Consider the following 17,533-nt stretch of genomic DNA (forward strand, 5'->3'; position numbering starts at 1 on the left):
AGCACGGGGCGTTGCGGGGGAGTGGTGCGGCCATGGCGGAGCTCGTCACAATCTGCGATCCGGCCGGGCGGGCGCGCGGCAGCGGATTCGTCGCCGACGACCGCGGGACGGTGGTCACCGGTCACGAGGCCGTCGACGGCCTCGGCCGGGTGGTGCTCCACGGGCCCGGCCAGGGCGGCCGCACCTGGCTGGCCGAGGCGGGGGACGTGACCGTACTGCCGGGGCTCGCGCTGGCACTCGTACGCACCGACGGGCTCGGGGTGCGGCCGCTGCCGGTGGCGATGCGCGAGGCGATCGCTCCGGGAACGTACGTACGGCTGCCCGCGCGGGGATGGCGGCAGGCGCGGGTGCTGGGGGGCGCGGAGGTCACCTACCCGGCGGCGGACCGGCGGCACGCCGTGCCCCCGGGCGCGGCGGTCGAGCTGGCGATCGGCACGGACGGGCGGGACGCGCTGAGCCTGGGCGGGGAGGCCTGCGGGGGACCGGTCCTCGACGCGCGGACCGGAGCGGTGCTCGCGGTACTGGGCACCGCTCTGCGCGCGGAACACCGGTCCGGCGGCTTCGCGGTCGCCCTGCGGGCGGCGGCCGCAGCCGACCCGGCCGGCCAGCTGGCCGCGCTGCTGGAACGCAACGCCGCGACCGTGCCGGCGTACGGGCCGGACCTGAACCTCGCCGGGGTCCTCGAACTGACCGGGACCACCCTGGGCGCGGCCCTGCCCCCGGGCGAGGCCGAGCCCGGCTGCGAAACCGTCGGGCGACCGGGGACCGCGGCCGAACTGGAGGCCTTCACGGCGGGGGACCGCCTTGTCCTCGGCCTGGTGGGAGCCCCCGGCACGGGTCGCACCACGGCGCTGGCGGCCCTGGCCGTACGCCGGGCACGCGCGGCCCGTCCCGCACCGACGGTGTGGCTGCGCGGGGCGGACCTGCACGGCGGGGACGCCTCGGTGGCCGACGCGGTGACGCGGGCGCTGGTCTCGGCGGCCCGGACCGCGTCCGCCGGGGGACCGGACGTCCTGGTGGACCGATCCGCGGCCGACACGGACGCCGAGCAGGCGGCGCGGGTCGCGGACGCGGCCGGGCGGGCACTGCTCGTGGTGCTCGACGCCCCCGAGGAGATGCCCCCGGAGCTCGCGCACCGCCTGGGACCCTGGACCGACGCGACCGTCGGGTGGCTGCGCGCGACGGGGGCCCGGCTGGCCGTCGCCGCCCGGCCCGAGCACTGGGAGCGGGCCGGCGCCCTCTGCCCGCCCGAGGTGCTGTACGCCCCCGCCCGCCCGTCCCGGCGGATGCCGCCCGCCCTCCCGCTCGGCGACCTCACCCCCGCCGAGGCCGGGGCCGCCCGGGCCCGGTTCGGCATCCCCGAGGGCTCCGTCCGGGAGTCCGACGCCGGACACCCGCTCACCCTGCGCCTGCTCGCAGGGATCCGCGCGGCCGGGGTCACGGCCGGGTGCCCCGGCCGCGACGAGGTCTTCGCCGCCCACCTGGACCTCCTGTGCCTGCGCGCCGCCGTCCGCATCGCCGCCGCCCGGGCCGGAGCGGACCGGGTGCACGGCCCCGGCGTCAGGCGGCTGGCGGCGCGCGTGGCCGGCCGGGTCCACGAGGCCGCACGGCGCTGTCTGGGACCCGGGCAGGGATCGCTGGACCGGGCCACCTTCGAGGAACTGTTCCCGTGGCGCACCGGCTGGGCCTGCGCCGTGCTCACCGAGGGTCTGCTGGTGCCCGCCGGGCCCGGCTACCGCTTCGCCCACGAGGAGTTGTCCGACTGGATCCAGGCCGGCCACCTGGACGTCCCCACCGCCCTCGACTCCCTCGTCCACCGGCCCGCCCGGCCGGGCGGGCCGGTGGCCCGGCACCGGATCGGGCCGGTCCTGGAGGCCTTGCGCCGACTGCCCGCGGACGCCCTGCACGGGGAGCTCATGCGGCTGGTCCACCGCCTCAACGATTTCGCCGAGGCCGCTGCCGCAGCCGCAACGGACGCCGGACCCGCCGCCGCAGCGGCCGATGCCGGGCCCGGACCCGGACCCGATGCCGACCGGACCTGGTGGGCCGCCCGGCTGCTGCGCGAGAGCTTGCTCCGGGCCCCCGACGCCCACCCCCACCTCCCCGTCCTGCACGCCCTCGCGGAGCACGTGGCCCGCGCCGGCCCGGGCGAGTTCGGCGGCCGGTTCTGGAACCGGCTCCGGCTGCCCGAGCCCGACCGCCTCGACCTGCTGCGCCGGCTGCTCCCCGCCGACCCCGCCGAGGCGGTCCCCGGCGACCGCTACCTCGACGCCGCCGCCCGCCGGCTCGCCCGGAACCCGCGGCTCGCGCAGCCCCTGCTCTGCGCCTGGTTCACCGACGGGCGGCGGCTGCGCGGGCGCCCCGGAGCCACCGTCGCCACCGCCGCCCAGGCACTGCTGCACACCCACCGCCGCCTCGCCCTCGACGACCTCACCGAGGCACTCGTCACCGCCGCGCACCCCCGCGCCGACGAACTGCTCCGCGTACTCGCCGAGGAGGAGCCCGCCGCCCTGTGCCGGGCCGTGGACCGCTGGGCGCACGACGAACGGCCCGCGCGGCGCGCCGCGGCCGCCGCGTACGGGACGGCCACCGCCCCGTACGTGCGGACCCCCGCCGACCGCGAGCTGCTGCGCTACGCCGCCCAGGCGCTGCTGGCCCGCCCCGCCGACGCCGCTCTGCACGGCAGCGCCTTGGCCGTGCTGTTGCGCGACCCGCAGGCCCGCGGCCGCTACCTGCCCGACGCCCTCGCCTGCTTCCGGGCCCCCGAACACGGTTGTCGGCTGCCCGCCGCGGCGCTGGTCGCGGCCCTGCCCGTACTGCCCGACCCGGACGCGGTGTTCGACGCGCTGCGGGCCCGGGCCGACGGGGAGGTGGTGCGCGCCCTGGCCGCGTTGACCACCCCCGGGCTGGCCCGGCGCGCGGCCGACCTCGTACGCGACCTCCTGGCATGCCGGCCCGAGGACGCCCCGCACGCCGCGGCCTTCGTCGACCGGCGCCTGGAGCAGGGCGCGGCCGCCGCACCCGTGCTGCGCCCGCTGGTCCTGGACCTGCTGCGGTCCGCCCCGGCGCCGGTACGGGCCGAACTGGCCGTCGTACTGGCCACGCCGGGCGGGAAGGCCTCGTACGCGCTGCGCGGCGAGCTGGCCGGCGTACTGCTGCGCGAGGAGACCGACCCGCGGGTGCTCGACGCGTTCCGTGGAGCCGCCGCGGCCTGTGCCGCCGCCCGCCCGGAAGACCACTTCGGCAGGGCGGCCGCGGATGTGACGTGACGATATGGCGCGGCGGCCGTGCGACGCAGATGCCGATGCGGGGCACCGGGCACCGGCATGGCAGTCTTAGACCTGTAATCGGCAATCAGTACAAGGCCTAAACGGGTTCGGGCGAGGAGCGGTCACAGTGCAGCGCTGGCGTGGCTTGGAGGACATCCCCCAGGACTGGGGACGCAGCGTCGTCACCATCGGCTCCTACGACGGCGTGCACCGCGGTCATCAGCTGATCATCGGACGGGCCGTGGCCAAGGCGCGCGCGCTCGGCCTCCCGTCCGTCGTCGTCACCTTCAGCCCCCACCCGAGCGAGGTCGTCCGTCCGGGCAGCCACCCGCCGATCCTGGCGCCCTACGACCGGCGCGCCGACCTGATGGCCGGTCTGGGTGTGGACGCGCTGCTGATCCTGCCGTTCACGGCGGAGTTCTCGCAGCTGTCCCCGGCCGACTTCATCGTGAAGGTGCTGGTCGACAAGTTGCACGCGCGGTCCGTCATCGAGGGCCCGAACTTCCGCTTCGGCCACCGGGCCGCCGGGAACGTCGACTTCCTGCGCGAGCTGGGTTCCACCTACGACTACGACGTCGACGTCGTGGACCTGGTCGAGCGGGGAGAGGCCGGCGGCGGTGTGCCGTTCTCCTCGACGCTGGCGCGCAGGCTGGTCGCCGAGGGCGACATGGAGGGCGCGGCGGAGATCCTGGGACGGCCGCACCGGGTCGAGGGCGTGGTGGTGCGCGGTGCGCAGCGCGGGCGCGAGCTCGGCTATCCGACGGCGAACGTCGAGACGCAGCCGCACACCGCGATCCCGGCTGACGGGGTGTACGCGGGCTGGCTGACGGCCGACGGCGAGCGGATGCCCGCGGCGATCTCGGTGGGGACGAACGTGCAGTTCGACGCGACCGAGCGGACCGTGGAGGCGTACGCGATCGACCGGATCGGACTGGACCTGTACGGGAAGCACGTGGCCGTCGACTTCCTCGCGTACGTGCGGGGGATGGCGAAGTTCGAGTCGCTGGACGGGCTGCTGGAGGCGATCGCGGACGACGTGAAGCGGGCGCGGGTGCTGACGGACGCGCACGACGCGCAGCGCTGACGGACGAACGGGCGAGGGCCCGTACCGTCCCGGATCTCGATCGATCCCGGGGCGGTACGGGCCCTTCGCGCTGTCGGCTCAGCCCAGGCGGGGGTCGCGCGGGGGCTGTTGCTGCGGCTGCGGCTGCGGCTGCGGCTGCGGCGGCTGCGGCTGCGGCGCCGGGGGCTGCTGCCAGGGCTGGCCGGGCTGCGGGTAGGGCTGGCCGGGCTGCTGGTAGGGCGGCTGCGGCTGCTGGTACGGAGGCTGGCCCTGGGGCTGGCCGTACGGCTGCTGCGGCTGAGGCTGCTGGTGGTACGGCGGCTGCGGCTGGGGCTGCTGCGGGGCTCCCCAGTGGCCCTGTGGGGCCTGCTGCTGGGCCCGCAGGAAGTCCTCGGCCACCAGGGCGGAGAGGTTGAAGTACGCCTCGCGCGTCTTGGGCCGCATCATGTCGAGATCGACCTCGGCGCCTGCCGCGAGGTGCTCGTCGAACGGCACCACGACGACACCGCGGCAGCGGGTCTCGAAGTGCTGCACGATGTCCTCGATCTTGATCATCTTGGCCGTCTCGCGGACCCCGGAGATGACGGTGAGCGAGCGGGAGACGAGATCGGCATACCCGTGGGCGGAGAGCCAGTCGAGGGTGGTGCTGGCGCTGCTGGCGCCGTCGACGGACGGGGTCGAGATGATGATCAGCTGATCGGCCAGGTCCAGGACGCCGCGCATGGCGGAGTAGAGGAGGCCGGTGCCCGAGTCGGTGAGGATGATCGGGTACTGGCGGCCCAGCGTCTCTATGACGCGGCGGTAGTCCTCGTCGTTGAAGGTCGTGGAGACGGCCGGGTCCACGTCGTTGGCGATGATCTCCAGACCGGAGGGCGCCTGGGAGGTGAACCGGCGGATGTCCATGTACGAGTTCAGGTAAGGGATCGCCTGGACCAGGTCCCGGATGGTGGCGCCGGTCTCGCGGCGGACACGGCGGCCGAGGGTGCCGGCGTCGGGGTTCGCGTCGATGGCCAGGATCTTGTCCTGGCGCTCGGTGGCGAGGGTGGCGCCGAGAGCGGTGGTCGTCGTGGTCTTGCCGACGCCGCCCTTGAGGCTGATGACGGCGATGCGGTAGCAGGACATGACCGGGGTGCGGATCAGTTCCAGCTTGCGCTGGCGCTCCGCTTCGGCCGCCTTGCCGCCGAAGCGGAAGCGCCCGCCGGCGCTGTTGTTGCCGGTCTTGGGCTTCTGCTTGTTCCGCAGCAGGCGGTCCGAGGACAGCTCGACGGCGGCCGTGTAGCCGAGCGGCGCCCCGCCGGTGGTCTGGGCGGCCGAGTAGCGGGGGTCGTGGGGCTGGGGCGGCTGCGGCTGATGCTGCGGCTGGCCGACGGGCCACTGGGCGCCGGAGCGCGGATCGTGGTGCGGGGGCTGCGGCGCCGGCGCCGGCATCGGCTGCGGCTGCGGGGCGGGAGCCGGCGGCGGGAACGAGTACCCGTCCTGGTCCGGCTGGCCCGCCTGGTCCGCGAACGAGGGCGGCAGCGGCGGCAGTTCGCCACCGGGTCCCCCGAACGGGTGCTCCGCGGCGGGGACCTGTACGTCCGTAGGGCTGACCGGCGCGGCCGAGGCCTGCTCGGCGGGGGGCAGCAGGGGCGTCCCCTCGGCGGGCGTGTCGTGCGGACCGGCTTCGCCCTCGGACGGTGCCGGCGCCGGCGCATCGGCGGGCGCGGGGAGGGTGAACGGCGCGGGCGCCGGGGCCTCTACCGGGGCCGGGGCCTGGTACGGCGGGGCCGCGTCGACCGGTGCGGGCGCGGGAGTCTCGACCGGTGCGGGGAAGGTGAACGGCGCGGGCACCGCATCCTCGACCGGCTCGGGAGCCTCGACGGGTGCCGGAGCCGGTACCTCGACGGGAGCCGGAGCCGGGAACGGCGCGGGGGCCTCGACCGGTGCCGGAGAAGAGAACGGCGCGGGCACCGGGGCTTCCACCGGTGCGGAGAGGGTGAACGGCGCGGGCACCGAAGGCTCGACCGGGCCCGGGGCCGGAGCCTCGTACTGCGGGGCCGCCTCGACCGGTGCCGGGAAGGCGAACGGCGCGGGCACCTCGACGGGCGCGGGTGCCGGCACGTCGACGGGAGCCGGAGCCGAGAACGGCGCGGGGGCTTCGATCGGAGCCGGAGCCGGAGCCGGGAACGGCGCGGGCACCGGGGTATCGGCCGGTGCCGTGAAGGGCGCGGGCAGGCCCGCGCCATCGGACGGGGTGCGCGGGCTCGGCGGAGCGATCCGCATCGTCGGGGGCGAGGCCACGTCCGAGGGACGGTGGGGCTCGAAGCCGCTGCCCTCGGGTAGCCCCGGCACCTGCGCGGACGGAGCCGCGCCCTGGGTGTACCAGGCCGGCGGGGTGTAGTCGATGGTGAACTCGCCCGTCAGTTCGGGCTCCGCGTCGGACTGATCGTCCGTCGGGACGTCCCACGTCCCGCCGCGCCTCTCGTTCCGATCGCCGTTCACTGGTCCTCCTGGTCTGTCGAACACTGGTCCGGCGCCCACTTCGACGCCGCGCCCGCGTCCAGCCTAATCGCGCTCCGCTGCCGGTGTCCGCCCCCGTCGGCCCCGCCGACCGTCAGTCGATCCGCCGCGCCGGGCCCAACAGGCCCGTCTCCGCGTCCGTCCCCTGGGTCATCACGAACTGCCGGTCCCGTGGCGTACACCACAACGTCACCCCGTCGCCCAGTGTCGGCAGGGATTCCACCGCCGCCTGCGGCAGGCTCATCAGGCGGCCGATCTGCTCGGCCTCGTCCGGCGACACCCGCTGCACACCCACCAGCGACGACTGCTGGAGCAGCCGTGGCGCCGTGGGGCTCAGGTACGGCAGCAACGTCAGTACGGACTGCCAGGGCCCGGCCACCACGCGCCCGCGCGGCGGCCGCATCCCGCAGTCGCGGATCACGAGTACCGGGCTGCCGGCCGACGCGCCCTGCGGCGGCACCCGGCCCACCTCGTGCAGGGTCACGCACTGCTGTCCGCCGCCCGCGGCCTGGGCCAGCCCGGACCACACGTGCCCGCGCCCCGTCTCCACCGCCACCCGCGCGCCCGTCGCCGCCGCGCGCAGCGCCAGTACCTGCGCCGTCCACAGACCGCCGATCAGCGTCACCTCGTACGGCGTAGGCCGGTTGACGCCGAGCACCGCCGGCCGTCCCTCCGCGTCCACACCGATGACGACCCCGTCGTCGCCGACGGGCAGCGCCAGCGCGTCCAGGTCGGCGGCGGGCACCACGTGCCGCTCCCGCCGGGGGCCGACCAGCCCGAAACCGCCCCTCATCGCGCCCCTCCCAGCGGCAGCGAAGCCAGCAGCCCCGGCACTTGTTCACGGTCGAGCCGGACCAGACCGGTCTTCACGCCCCGCGCCGTCCGCTCCAACTCCCGTCGGGCCGCGACCAGTTCCTCGTCGCTGCGCCCGGTCACCCGGACGTGCCCGGTCAGCGTCACGCCCTGGCGCTCCGCCGGGGCGATCGTCAGGCTGAAGTTCGTCGCCAGGGCCGGCAGCGAGGTCAGCAGCGCCACGAACTGCGGCAGCGCCGCGGCCCCCGCGCCGCCCAACCGCGGCCAGCGGCCTATCCAGTACGTGGTGTGCCGCCGGTCGTCGCAGCGCCAGGTCCGCGGAGTCTCCTCCGTACGCCGTCCCGTGCTGGCGGACCGTCCGGCCTGGGTGATCGCCATCGGGTTCGCGCACGAGGACGTGGCCAGGGCCGCCGTGAGCTCCTGCTCGGTCAGCACGGTGGCCGTGAACCCGGCGCCGGTCAGCCGGCTCGCCAACTGGTCCGCCACCCGCACCACGCACCGCTGGGCGCCCGGCAGTCCGCCGCCGCGCGCGGTGACCGCCTCGGGACAGAGCTCCGGGTCGAGCTTGAGCGCGATCCAGGTGAGCCGCACCGCCGGGGTACCGGTCCGGGCCTGCAGCGGCGCGTAGTTGCGGGTGGCCATGGACTGGGCGGGCAGGTGCGGGGCCGGCGCGGGCTGGGTGTGCTGCACCAGCTGCGCGGACTCCAACCGGATGCCGTCGACTTCGAGGATGTCCCGTACGACACCCAGCGGTAGTGGCCGCGCCCCCCGGTCGGGCCGCAGAGCGGTGGCGTCCGTGTCCACCTGGACGACGGCGGTGAGGAAGGTACCGTCGCCGATCATCCCGACCGGCCGCCGGTCGCGGTCGCTGAACGTGAGGGTGCGCAACGCCGGATCGGCCTCGACGAGCGGGGCGAGCCCGGGCTCGGTGCCCGCTGGCACGGTGAGGGACGCGGCCCGGCGCCGACGCGCGCGCAGCGCGAGCGCACCGCCGATCCACTCGGGCAGGGAGCGCTGGTGCCTGCGTACGACCGCGAGCACCACGAGTACGAGCGCGAGCGCGCCGGCGGGAACCAGCAGCACCGGTTCGACCACCCAGGCCACCAACAGGAGGGCCGCGGCCACCTGAAGCAGCACAAGCTGTTGCAATCGGAACGGACCGAAGCGGCCAGGGCTCGACTTCGGATGCGGCGTCACGCCGCCTCGTGCGGGTGCGGCCGCGCCAGTCTGCGGCTGCGTCGCGGTGGCCATCACTCGCGCACCTCCCCTTTCTCCCTCAGCTACCTCCCCCGGACTTCGTTCGGGGGGACCCCAAGGGAGGTGCCCCCAGGGCCGGACCGTGAGTTCCGGCGGCGCGCGACAGCTGGCGCAGGGCCCCGGAATCTTCTCAATCCACCCCGACAAGCCCTGAATACCCCGGTGCGGAAGGCGCTGAGCGGCGATCTCACCCTACCCGGCCCCTGGGCGGCCTCCGTCAAGAGGCATAGTAGGTGCCCGGTCCGACAATCGAGGCCCGGGGACCGTACTCACCGACCGGGCCGTGCGGGGAGAAGCAGACGGTCATGGCATCACGACGTGATGAGCTCAATGCGTACACCTTCGCGAAGCGGCGCACGGTGGCCGCGTTCCTCCAGCCGTCCGCGACGGGGACCGAGGAGGGCGCACCGCGCCCGCTGCGCGCGGTCGTGCCGGGGCTGATCGCGGCCGCGGTCGTACTCGCCGGCTTCGGCGCCTGGGGCATGTTCAGGCCGACGGCCCCCAAGGGCTGGGCGGACCCCGGCACCCAGGTCATCGTCGGCAAGGACTCCACCACCCGCTACGTGGTCCTGACGACGAAGGTGAACGGCAAGGACCAGACCCGGCTGCACCCGGTGCTCAACCTCGCCTCCGCCCGACTCCTGCTGGACCCCTCGAAGTTCAAGGTCATCCAGGTCGACGACAAGGTCCTCGACAAGGGCCAGCCGCCCCGCGGGCCCATCATCGGCATCCCGTACGCCCCCGACCGGCTGCCCGCCAAGGCGGACGCGGCCAAGGCCAAGCGCTGGGCCGCCTGCCAGCAGCCGGGCGGCAACGGGCGCGGGGTGCAGACCGCCACCTTCGTCCTCGCCGACCGCGAGACGCACCTGACGGACGATCAGCGCAAGCTGACCGACACGCAGTCGCTGTACGTGCAGAGCGCCGGCCCGGGCAAGGAGCGCTACCTGGTCGACGCCGCGGGCACCAAGTACAAGTTCCCGGAGGGCACCCCGGCCGCGGGCACGATGACCAACGCCCTGGTCGGCACCGGCGCCACCCCGCAGCAGGTCACCGAGCAGTGGCTGGGGACCCTCAACTCCGGCGACGACCTGTCCTTCCCGCAGCTGCCCGGCAAGGCCGGTACGAACGCCGACGTCAAGGGCCTGATCACCGACGACAACAAGGTCGGCATGGTGCTCATGGCCCAGACCGGTTCCGGCACGCAGCACTACGTGGTCCTGCCGGGGAAGGTCGCGCCGGTCTCCGACTTCGTCGCCTGGCTGCTGATCTCGGCGCCCGCGACCGACGGCCTCAACATGCACGGCAAGGCCCGCGAGATCGACCTCCAGGCCATCAGCCCGGAGTCCACCCCGTTCGCGGGCGACCTCAAGTGGCCGCAGAAGAAGACCGAGCGGATCAACCAGGGCGCACCGGCAGCCGGGACGCAAGGCACCGGCGCCTCCGGCCGCGACACCATCTGCAACGTGCTGCGCTCGGTCGACGGCCAGGGCAACCAGACCTTGAGCACCTGGGCGGGCACCGGCTTCCCCATCGACATCACCGCCAGCGGCACGAGCGCGTACGTCACCCCGGGCTCGGGACTGCTCTACACCCAGGTCCAGGGCAAGCAGACCACGGCAGGCGGCTCCCTCTTCCTGGTCACCGACACCGGCCTGCGGTACGCGGTCCAGGCCAACGGCGACAGCGACGCCGAGCAGTCGAAGATCGGCGCCCCCGACCAGCAGGCCAAGGGCGGCGCCACGGGAGGTGCGCCCGAGGCCAGCCAGGCGCAGATCCGGCTCGGCTACGCGGGCGTCACACCGGCCATGGTGCCCATCGCGTGGTCGGAGTTCCTCTCCAAGGGGCCGCGCCTGGACACCAACTCCGCCCGCCAGCCGCAGGGTTCGTGAGGAAGCCGCCGATGACCCAGCTCCCGATGCGGCGGCGCGCGGTCCGCGCCGCCGCCCTGGCCCTCGCGACGGTCGCCGCGGCCACCCCCGCCACCGCCGCCGCCGCGGCGGCCACCCCCGCCACCGCCGCGCCGCAGCCCCCGTACGCCCTGAGTCTCGACGGCGCCGGCGAGTGCACCTTCCCCATGAAGAAGCAGATCGCGGACCGACCCTGGGCCCTCCAGCGGCTCCTCCTCGACGAGCTCTGGACGCACACCAAGGGCAAGGACAAGAACGGCAACAGCATCCGCGTCGCGGTCATCGACACCGGGGTGGACCGGGTGAACCCGCAGCTCAGCGGCGCCCTCGACACCGGCGCCGGCAAGGACTTCATCGACCCCAAGGGCGGCGACGGCACGAACGACACCGTCGGCCACGGCACCAAGGTCGCCGGGCTGATCGCCGCCCGCCCCCAGGAGGGCACCGGCTTCGTCGGCCTGGCCCCGGACGCCACGATCATCCCCATCCGGCAGAACGACGGCCAGGGCAAGGGCAACGCCCTGTCCCTGAGCCAGGCGATCGACCACGCGGTGGCCAAGGGCGCCCAGGTGATCAACATCTCCCAGGACACCGACGTGCCGATGTCCCCGGACTCCGATCTCGGCAAGTCGGTCCAGAAGGCCATCGACGCCAAGGTCGTGGTGGTGGCCTCGGCGGGCAACGACGGCATGACCGGGGAGAAGCGCAAGACGTACCCGGCGGCCTTCCCCGGCGTGCTCGCGGTGGCCTCCTCGGACCGCAACAACGAGCGGGCCGTGTTCTCCCAGCCCGGCGACTTCATCGGGGTGGCGGCGCCCGGCGTCGACATGGTCTCCACGGTCCCCGGATTCGGCCAGTGCATCGACAACGGCACCAGCTTCTCCGCCCCGTACGTCGCCGGGGTGGCCACCCTGCTGCGCGCCAAGCACGGGGACTGGACCGTCGAGCAGATCGTCTGGCAGATCCAGAACACCGCGGAGCGCTCGGTCAAGGGCCGTGACGACTACGTCGGTTGGGGCGTCGTCGACCCGGTGCGCGCGCTCAGCCAGGACCGCGAGGCACCCAAGGCCCCCGTCCCGGATCCCGGCCCGCCCCCCGCGGCGGCCCCGGAGGCCGCCGCGCTCCAGCTCACCGAGACGGCACAGGAGCGGCAGGAGCGGTACGGCACGTACGCTCTGGGCATCGGAGCCGTCCTGATCGCCGTCATCGCGGGGACCGCGACCGTCGTGCGGGACGCACGCGGGCGCCGACGCCGTTTGCAGTGAACGGTCACAGTTCATCAACGGTAGCAACCCACCGGTGTTGGGCCCTGCCGATGAACTGGCTAGAGTGACAGCAGGCTTCACGAGTGTGATCGGGGGATCGCGTGAAGCGGAGGGGGACGCCCAGGGCGCGTGGCTCACGACCGCGCCGGGCATGGTCCGCTCCGCCACGCAATCCGCCGGTTCTGCCGGCGAATTGAGAAGTGAGGAGCTTCGGATGAGCACGAACACGTTCGGACTTGCAGACGATCCGGTCGTCCAGGCGAAGAGCAAGATCGAGGAGACGGCCAATGCCGTCACCAGGCAGGCCCGCGAACTGGCCGACATCCTCGCCACCGTGAGCGCCGGCTGGACCGGTGTGGGTGCCTCGGGGTTCATGTCCGCGCAGAGCATGGTCAATGACGACCACGACGAGATCCGCAGGCTGCTCGGCGTCCTGCACAACGCCGTCGCGCAGACCAAGAACCTGAGCAACGCCCAGGACGACGACGTGCGCGCCGCGTTCAGGGCCGTCCAGCCGGCCGGTTCCGGCGGCGGCTCCAACAGTTCCGGCCTCAACGGCATCTGACAGCAGCCGTTTTTCAGTTTGCCGCAGCGAGAAGGAGAAGAACATGGCGGGTAACGACGGGCACACCCGGGTCCGGTATGAAACCGTTCAGCAGATGGCGGACCGTATCCGGATCGTCTCCAAGAACATCATCACGGACCTGAACGAGATGGAGCAGGCCCTCAAGGTCGTCACCGACACCTGGGACGGTGAGGCCCACGGCCAGTACGTCCAGCTGCAGGCGAAGTACAAGGGCAAGGCCGACCACATGCAGAAGCAGCTGGAGCAGGTCGCCCAGCTCATCGAGCGCGGCAAGGGCGACTACCGCGCCACCGACGTGAAGGCCTCGCGCCTGTTCACCGAGGCCTACTGAGCCGGTAGCCCACGCAGTCCGTACGCGCCGAAGGGGCGCGCCCGCACCGGGCGCGCCCCTTCGGCGTCTGGTCCGTCAGGTGTCCGGCCCGTCGGATGTCCGGTCCCTCAGGCGTCCGGCTCCTCAGGGCGGTGCCGGTCCAGGTCGAACTCGCCGTCACGGGCCCCGAGTACGAAGGCCTCCCACTCGGCGGCGGTGTACCGCAGCACCGTGTCCCGGTCCAGCGAGGACCGCATGGCCACCGCTCCCTCGGGCAGCCGCGCGATCTCGACCCGCTCCTCGTCGGGGCTGGTCCCGGGCGGGCCCTCCCACTCCACGCCGCTGATGTCGAGCGCGTACAGCTCGTCCTTCTCCTGCTGGGTGCCCATGTGCGGCCTTTCCCCTCGGTGGCGCGGTCTTCACCGCCGATTATCGGTGCTGCGCCGCCGAGGGGAACCGGTTTCCTCACATCCCCGGCATCCGCCCCAGCTGCACCAGCGAGGTGCCCCGCCTGCGCGAGGCGAAGTAGGCCCGGCCCGGCGGCATCGGACGCGGTCGCACGTTGCCGACGAGGTCTCCCTCGGACGGGTCACCCGACAGGACGACGCCCTGCGCGCCCAGCTCCCTGATCCGCTGCATGAACGGCTCGTACAGCGAACGCGAGGCACCCGCCGAGTTCCGCGCGATGATGAACCGCACGCCCGTGTCCCGGGCGAAGGGCAGGAAGTCCACCAGCGGAGCCAGCGGATTGCCCTGGCTGGTGGCCACCAGGTCGAAGTCGTCGATGACGATGAACACGTCCGGGCCCGTCCACCAGCTGCGGTCGCGCAGCTGCTGCGGAGTGACGTCGGGCGGCGGCTGCCGGCGCGAGAACACCCCGCCCAGCGCCTCCATGTGCATCTGCAGCGAGCTCGCCATCGGCGCGTACTCCAGCAGGTGCTCCTCCGGCAGCGCCCCGAGCAGGCCGCGCCGGTAGTCGCCCACCACGAGGCGTGCCTGGTCCGGTGTGTAGCGCTGGGCGATCTGCTGGGCGATGAGCCGCAGCAGGTTCGTCTTGCCCGACTCGCTCTCGCCGAAGACGAGGAGGAACGGGTCGGACTCGAAGTCGACGAACACCGGCTCCAGGTCGGTCTCGTCGATGCCGATCGCGATCCCGCGGCCGGGGAACTCTCCGCCCTTGGGCAGCTGGTCGGCGTGGAGCAGCCGCGGCAGCAGCCGTACCCCGGGGGCCGCCTGCCCCTTCCAGTTCTGCTTCACGGCCTCCACGAACGCGGCCGTGGCCTCCGACAGGTTCGAGGCGTCGTGGGAGCCGTCGATCCGCGGGAGCGCGCTCAGGAAGTGCAGCTTCTCCGGCACCTGGCCGCGGCCCGGCATCCCGGTGGGGACGTTCGCCGCGACCTTCCGGTCGAACTCGGAGTCCATGGTGTCGCCGAGCCGCAGCTCCAGCCGGCTGAGCATCTGGTCCTTGAGCGCCGCGCGGACCTCCATGTACCGCGCCGCGGTGATCACCACGTGGATGCCGTAGCCCAGACCGCGGGCCGCGATGTCCGTGACGATCTGCTCCAGGCCGTCGTACTCGCCGCGGAAGCCGCCCCAGCCGTCGATCAGCAGGAACACGTCGCCCCACGGCTCACCGGGCAGCTCGCCCGCCGCCCGCCGGCGCCGGTAGGTGCCGATCGAGTCGATGTTGTTCGCGCGGAAGAACTCCTCACGGCGGTTGAGGATGCCCCCCACCTCCGCGACGGTGCGCCGCACCCGCTCCGGATCCAGGCGCGAGGCGATCCCGCCCACGTGCGGCAGCTCGGCGACCGCCGACAGGCTGCCACCACCGAAGTCCAGCCCGTAGAACTGCACCTCGCGCGGGGTGTGCGTGAGCGCGAAGGACGAGATCAGCGTCCGCATCAGCGTCGACTTGCCCGACTGCGGACCGCCGACCACCATCATGTGGCCCGCCGCACCCGAGAAGTCCCGGTACAGCACCTCGCGCCGCTGCTCGAACGGCTTGTCGATGAGGCCGAGCGGTACGACGAGCCCGCCGGGCCGCGTGTACCCGTCCGCGTGCAGCCCGCGCTCCGCGCTCGGCGCCAGCGCCGGAAGCAACTGGTCCAGCGGCGGCGCCTGGTCGAGCGGCGGCAGCCACACCTGGTGCGCCGGCACTCCCTGGCCCTCCAGCCGGCTCACGATCACGTCCAGCACCGTGTCGGCGAGCGCGTCGTCCTCGCGCGCCGACTGTGCCGCCAGGTACGCCGGGTCCGGAGCGGCGTACACCACCGGCACCGGAGCCGCCGTGAACAGCGCGGGCCGCCGCTCCACCGGGAACAGGCCCACCGACACGTCCGGCCCGCCCGAGCGGTAGGTGCCCGAGACGTACGCGGCCTTGAACCGCGTCATCTCGTCCGTTCCGAACTTCAGGTAGCCCGAACCGGGCACCGACGGCAGGTGGTAGGCGTCCGGCACACCGATCGCGGTCCGTGACTCCGCCGCCGAGAAGGTCCGCAGACCGATCCGGTACGAGAGGTACGTGTCCAGCCCGCGCAGCTTGCCCTCCTCCAGCCGCTGCGAGGCCAGCAGCAGGTGCACACCCAGCGAGCGGCCGATGCGGCCGATCTGGATGAACATGTCGATGAAGTCGGGCTTCGCCGTCAGCAGCTCGCTGAACTCGTCGATGACCAGCACCAGCGAGGCCAGCGGCTCCAGCGGGGCACCCGCCGCGCGCGCCTTCTCGTAGTCGTGGATGTTCGCGTAGTTGCCCGCCGAGCGCAGCAGCTCCTGCCGGCGCTGCAGCTCTCCGCGGATCGAGTCGCCCATGCGGTCCACGAGCGTGAGGTCGTCCGCCAGGTTGGTGATGACGGCCGCCACGTGCGGCATCTGCCCCATGCCGGTGAAGGTCGCACCGCCCTTGAAGTCGGCGAGCACGAAGTTCAGCGTCTCCGAGGTGTGCGTGACCGCCAGGCCCAGCACGAGGGTGCGCAGCAGCTCGGACTTGCCGGAACCGGTCGCGCCCACGCACAGGCCGTGCGGCCCCATGCCCTCCTGCGCGGCCTCCTTGAGGTCCAGCATGACCGGGGCGCCGTCCTCGCCGACACCGATCGGCACGCGCAGCCGCTCACCGGCCGACCGCGGCCGCCAGGTACGCGCCACGTCGACCGCGGCCGCGTCGCCCAGGTTCAGCAGGTCCGTGAAGTCCAGGTTCGCCAGCAGCGGCTCGTCGTCGTCCCCGCCGCCCGTGCGCAGTGGGGCCAACTGGCGGCCCAGCGCCTCCGCCGCGGGGAGCGACAGCGCGTCCGGGGTGCCCTCGTACGCGACCCCCGCGCCCGACTCCAGGCGCAGCCGGCCCGGCCGCACCACGACCGACAGCCCACCGCGCGGCTCGTCCAGCTCGCCCGTGACCACCTCGACGATCGTGACGCCCTGCAGCCCCTCGGCCGCCGCGAACACCGAGTCCGGCGGCACCAGGGCACCGCGGGGCGAGTTGGTGTCGAGCACGACCACCAGGTGCGGCTGGTCCAGCACCGGGGACACCTCGCGGCTGAACCGCGGCCGCCCCTCCAGCCGGGGCGCCAGCAGCCCCTCCAGCTCTCCGAGGTCGTCGCCGAACAGCCGCTTCGTACCGGCCCCGTCCACCTGGCCCGGCACCTGCGTGTGCGGCAGCCACTTCGTCCAGTCCCACGAGGGCACCGCACCCGGCGAGGCCACCACGGCCACCGTCAGGTCCTCGGGGGAGTGCAGCGTCGCCAGCTGCGCCACCATCGCCCGCGCCGCAGCACGCGCCGACTCCGGCTCACCGGACACCGTCACGTGGTAGAAGGCCCGGATCGACACCGCCATCGGCAGTCCGTCCAGCGAGGAGTGCACCTTGAGGAAGCGCTGCATCGCGCCCGCCGTCAGCGGCTCCAGCTCGTCCACCGGGGCCGTGTCCGGCGCCACCAGCGGCGTTTGCAGCCGCTGCGAGCCCAGCCCCAGCCGGGCCTGCCCGAAGTCCGGGTCGCCGACCCGCCGTTCCCACAGCCGCGAACCCTCGGCGACCACCGACCACAACTGCTCGGGGGCCGGGTGCAGGTACAGCTGCGCGTCGCGCTGCGCCCGCGCGGTCCGGCGTACCTGACGGCGCGTCTGCGCAAGGTATTTGAGGTAGTCCCGGCGCACATCGGCCATTTGCCCCTGCGTACCCCGCCGGTGCCGCACCAACTGCGCGACGACCATCGACACCGTCGACACCAGCATCAGCACGCCCATGATGCGCATGAACGGCGCCGCGCCCGGCATGAAGAAGAAGACGGCGGACGAGCCCATGCCGAGCATCGGCAGGAGCTGCATCAGCATGCCCTCCTGCTGTCCCCGGGGAAGCTCAGGCGGCGCCTCCAGCCGCACCTCGTCCGACGGCACTTCGGGCGGCAGGGACCGCGGCGGGCGTTTGACGACGATCTGGCTCACCGGAGCATCAATCCCTCGAAAACGGACGGGACGTCGTAACCGGCGCCCCCAAGTCCCGGGCGTGGAGGGGGTCTCCTCCACGCGTCGGTGATCCTACTTGCCGACTGTCAGGCACGAGCCCGGTAGGGTG

General features: G+C 73.8%; 11 protein-coding genes. 6 read left to right on the plus strand and 5 right to left on the minus strand.

The genetic code is table 11. The features are described 5' to 3' along the window. Nucleotides 1-32: 32 nt before the first annotated feature. A complete protein-coding gene (locus tag OG429_RS27655; RefSeq protein ID WP_328927946.1) occupies nt 33-3,269 on the plus strand; it encodes a serine protease in 3,237 nt (1,078 codons plus the stop codon). A 127-nt stretch (nt 3,270-3,396) separates the two neighbouring features. Further along, a complete protein-coding gene (locus OG429_RS27660) occupies nt 3,397-4,353 on the plus strand; it encodes a bifunctional riboflavin kinase/FAD synthetase (RefSeq protein ID WP_328927947.1) in 957 nt (318 codons plus the stop codon). 78 nt (nt 4,354-4,431) lie between these two features. Here the strand turns inward: OG429_RS27660 and OG429_RS27665 are convergent, their stop codons facing one another. The 3 genes from OG429_RS27665 to eccE all read right to left on the minus strand — a co-directional run bounded on the left by OG429_RS27665 (nt 4,432) and on the right by eccE (nt 8,895). Further along, the gene (locus tag OG429_RS27665) at nt 4,432-6,813 is read right to left on the minus strand and encodes an SCO5717 family growth-regulating ATPase (protein WP_328927948.1); all 2,382 of its coding nucleotides are present in this window, start codon (nt 6,811-6,813) and stop codon (nt 4,432-4,434) included. 112 nt (nt 6,814-6,925) lie between these two features. Then, a complete protein-coding gene (locus OG429_RS27670; protein ID WP_328927949.1) occupies nt 6,926-7,624 on the minus strand; it encodes a hypothetical protein in 699 nt (232 codons plus the stop codon). Then, the gene (gene eccE / locus OG429_RS27675; protein ID WP_328927950.1) at nt 7,621-8,895 is read right to left on the minus strand and encodes a type VII secretion protein EccE; all 1,275 of its coding nucleotides are present in this window, start codon (nt 8,893-8,895) and stop codon (nt 7,621-7,623) included. Before eccE ends, OG429_RS27670 begins: the two co-directional genes overlap by 4 nt. Before the next feature lie 311 nt (nt 8,896-9,206). On the opposite strand from eccE, the gene eccB reads away from it, so the two are divergent. The 4 genes from eccB (at nt 9,207) to OG429_RS27695 (ending at nt 12,990) form a co-directional block, all read left to right on the plus strand. Further along, the gene (gene eccB / locus OG429_RS27680; RefSeq protein ID WP_328927951.1) at nt 9,207-10,790 is read left to right on the plus strand and encodes a type VII secretion protein EccB; all 1,584 of its coding nucleotides are present in this window, start codon (nt 9,207-9,209) and stop codon (nt 10,788-10,790) included. Between the two features lie 11 nt (nt 10,791-10,801). Beyond that, the gene (mycP, locus tag OG429_RS27685) at nt 10,802-12,073 is read left to right on the plus strand and encodes a type VII secretion-associated serine protease mycosin (protein ID WP_328927952.1); all 1,272 of its coding nucleotides are present in this window, start codon (nt 10,802-10,804) and stop codon (nt 12,071-12,073) included. Nucleotides 12,074-12,287: 214 nt separating this feature from the next. Beyond that, the gene (locus OG429_RS27690; protein WP_328927953.1) at nt 12,288-12,638 is read left to right on the plus strand and encodes a hypothetical protein; all 351 of its coding nucleotides are present in this window, start codon (nt 12,288-12,290) and stop codon (nt 12,636-12,638) included. Nucleotides 12,639-12,681: 43 nt separating this feature from the next. Then, nucleotides 12,682-12,990, plus strand: a complete 309-nt coding sequence (locus OG429_RS27695; protein ID WP_328927954.1) for a WXG100 family type VII secretion target — start codon at nt 12,682-12,684, stop codon at nt 12,988-12,990. A 107-nt stretch (nt 12,991-13,097) separates the two neighbouring features. On the opposite strand, the gene OG429_RS27700 is transcribed toward OG429_RS27695, so the two are convergent. After that, nucleotides 13,098-13,358 carry a DUF397 domain-containing protein gene (locus OG429_RS27700; RefSeq protein WP_328927955.1) on the minus strand — a complete coding sequence of 87 codons (261 nt, stop codon included), beginning with the start codon at nt 13,356-13,358 and terminating at the stop codon, nt 13,098-13,100. Between the two features lie 76 nt (nt 13,359-13,434). After that, entirely contained in the window at nt 13,435-17,403 is a 3,969-nt protein-coding gene (gene eccCa / locus OG429_RS27705; RefSeq protein ID WP_328927956.1) for a type VII secretion protein EccCa, read from the minus strand. Between the last annotated feature and the right edge of the window lie 130 nt (nt 17,404-17,533).

It is taken from the genome of Streptomyces sp. NBC_00190 (genome assembly GCF_036203305.1).
Lineage (GTDB): Bacteria > Actinomycetota > Actinomycetes > Streptomycetales > Streptomycetaceae > Streptomyces.

What these genes read in the sequence shown, in the direction of transcription:
- OG429_RS27655 (WP_328927946.1), top strand. Translation starts at nt 33, where the DNA reads ATGGCGGAGCTCGTCACAATCTGCGATCCGGCCGGGCGGGCGCGCGGC.
- OG429_RS27670 (WP_328927949.1), bottom strand. Translation starts at nt 7,624, where the DNA reads ATGAGGGGCGGTTTCGGGCTGGTCGGCCCCCGGCGGGAGCGGCACGTG.
- eccE (WP_328927950.1), bottom strand. Translation starts at nt 8,895, where the DNA reads ATGGCCACCGCGACGCAGCCGCAGACTGGCGCGGCCGCACCCGCACGA.
- eccB (WP_328927951.1), top strand. Translation starts at nt 9,207, where the DNA reads ATGGCATCACGACGTGATGAGCTCAATGCGTACACCTTCGCGAAGCGG.
- mycP (WP_328927952.1), top strand. Translation starts at nt 10,802, where the DNA reads ATGACCCAGCTCCCGATGCGGCGGCGCGCGGTCCGCGCCGCCGCCCTG.
- OG429_RS27690 (WP_328927953.1), top strand. Translation starts at nt 12,288, where the DNA reads ATGAGCACGAACACGTTCGGACTTGCAGACGATCCGGTCGTCCAGGCG.
- OG429_RS27695 (WP_328927954.1), top strand. Translation starts at nt 12,682, where the DNA reads ATGGCGGGTAACGACGGGCACACCCGGGTCCGGTATGAAACCGTTCAG.
- OG429_RS27700 (WP_328927955.1), bottom strand. Translation starts at nt 13,358, where the DNA reads ATGGGCACCCAGCAGGAGAAGGACGAGCTGTACGCGCTCGACATCAGC.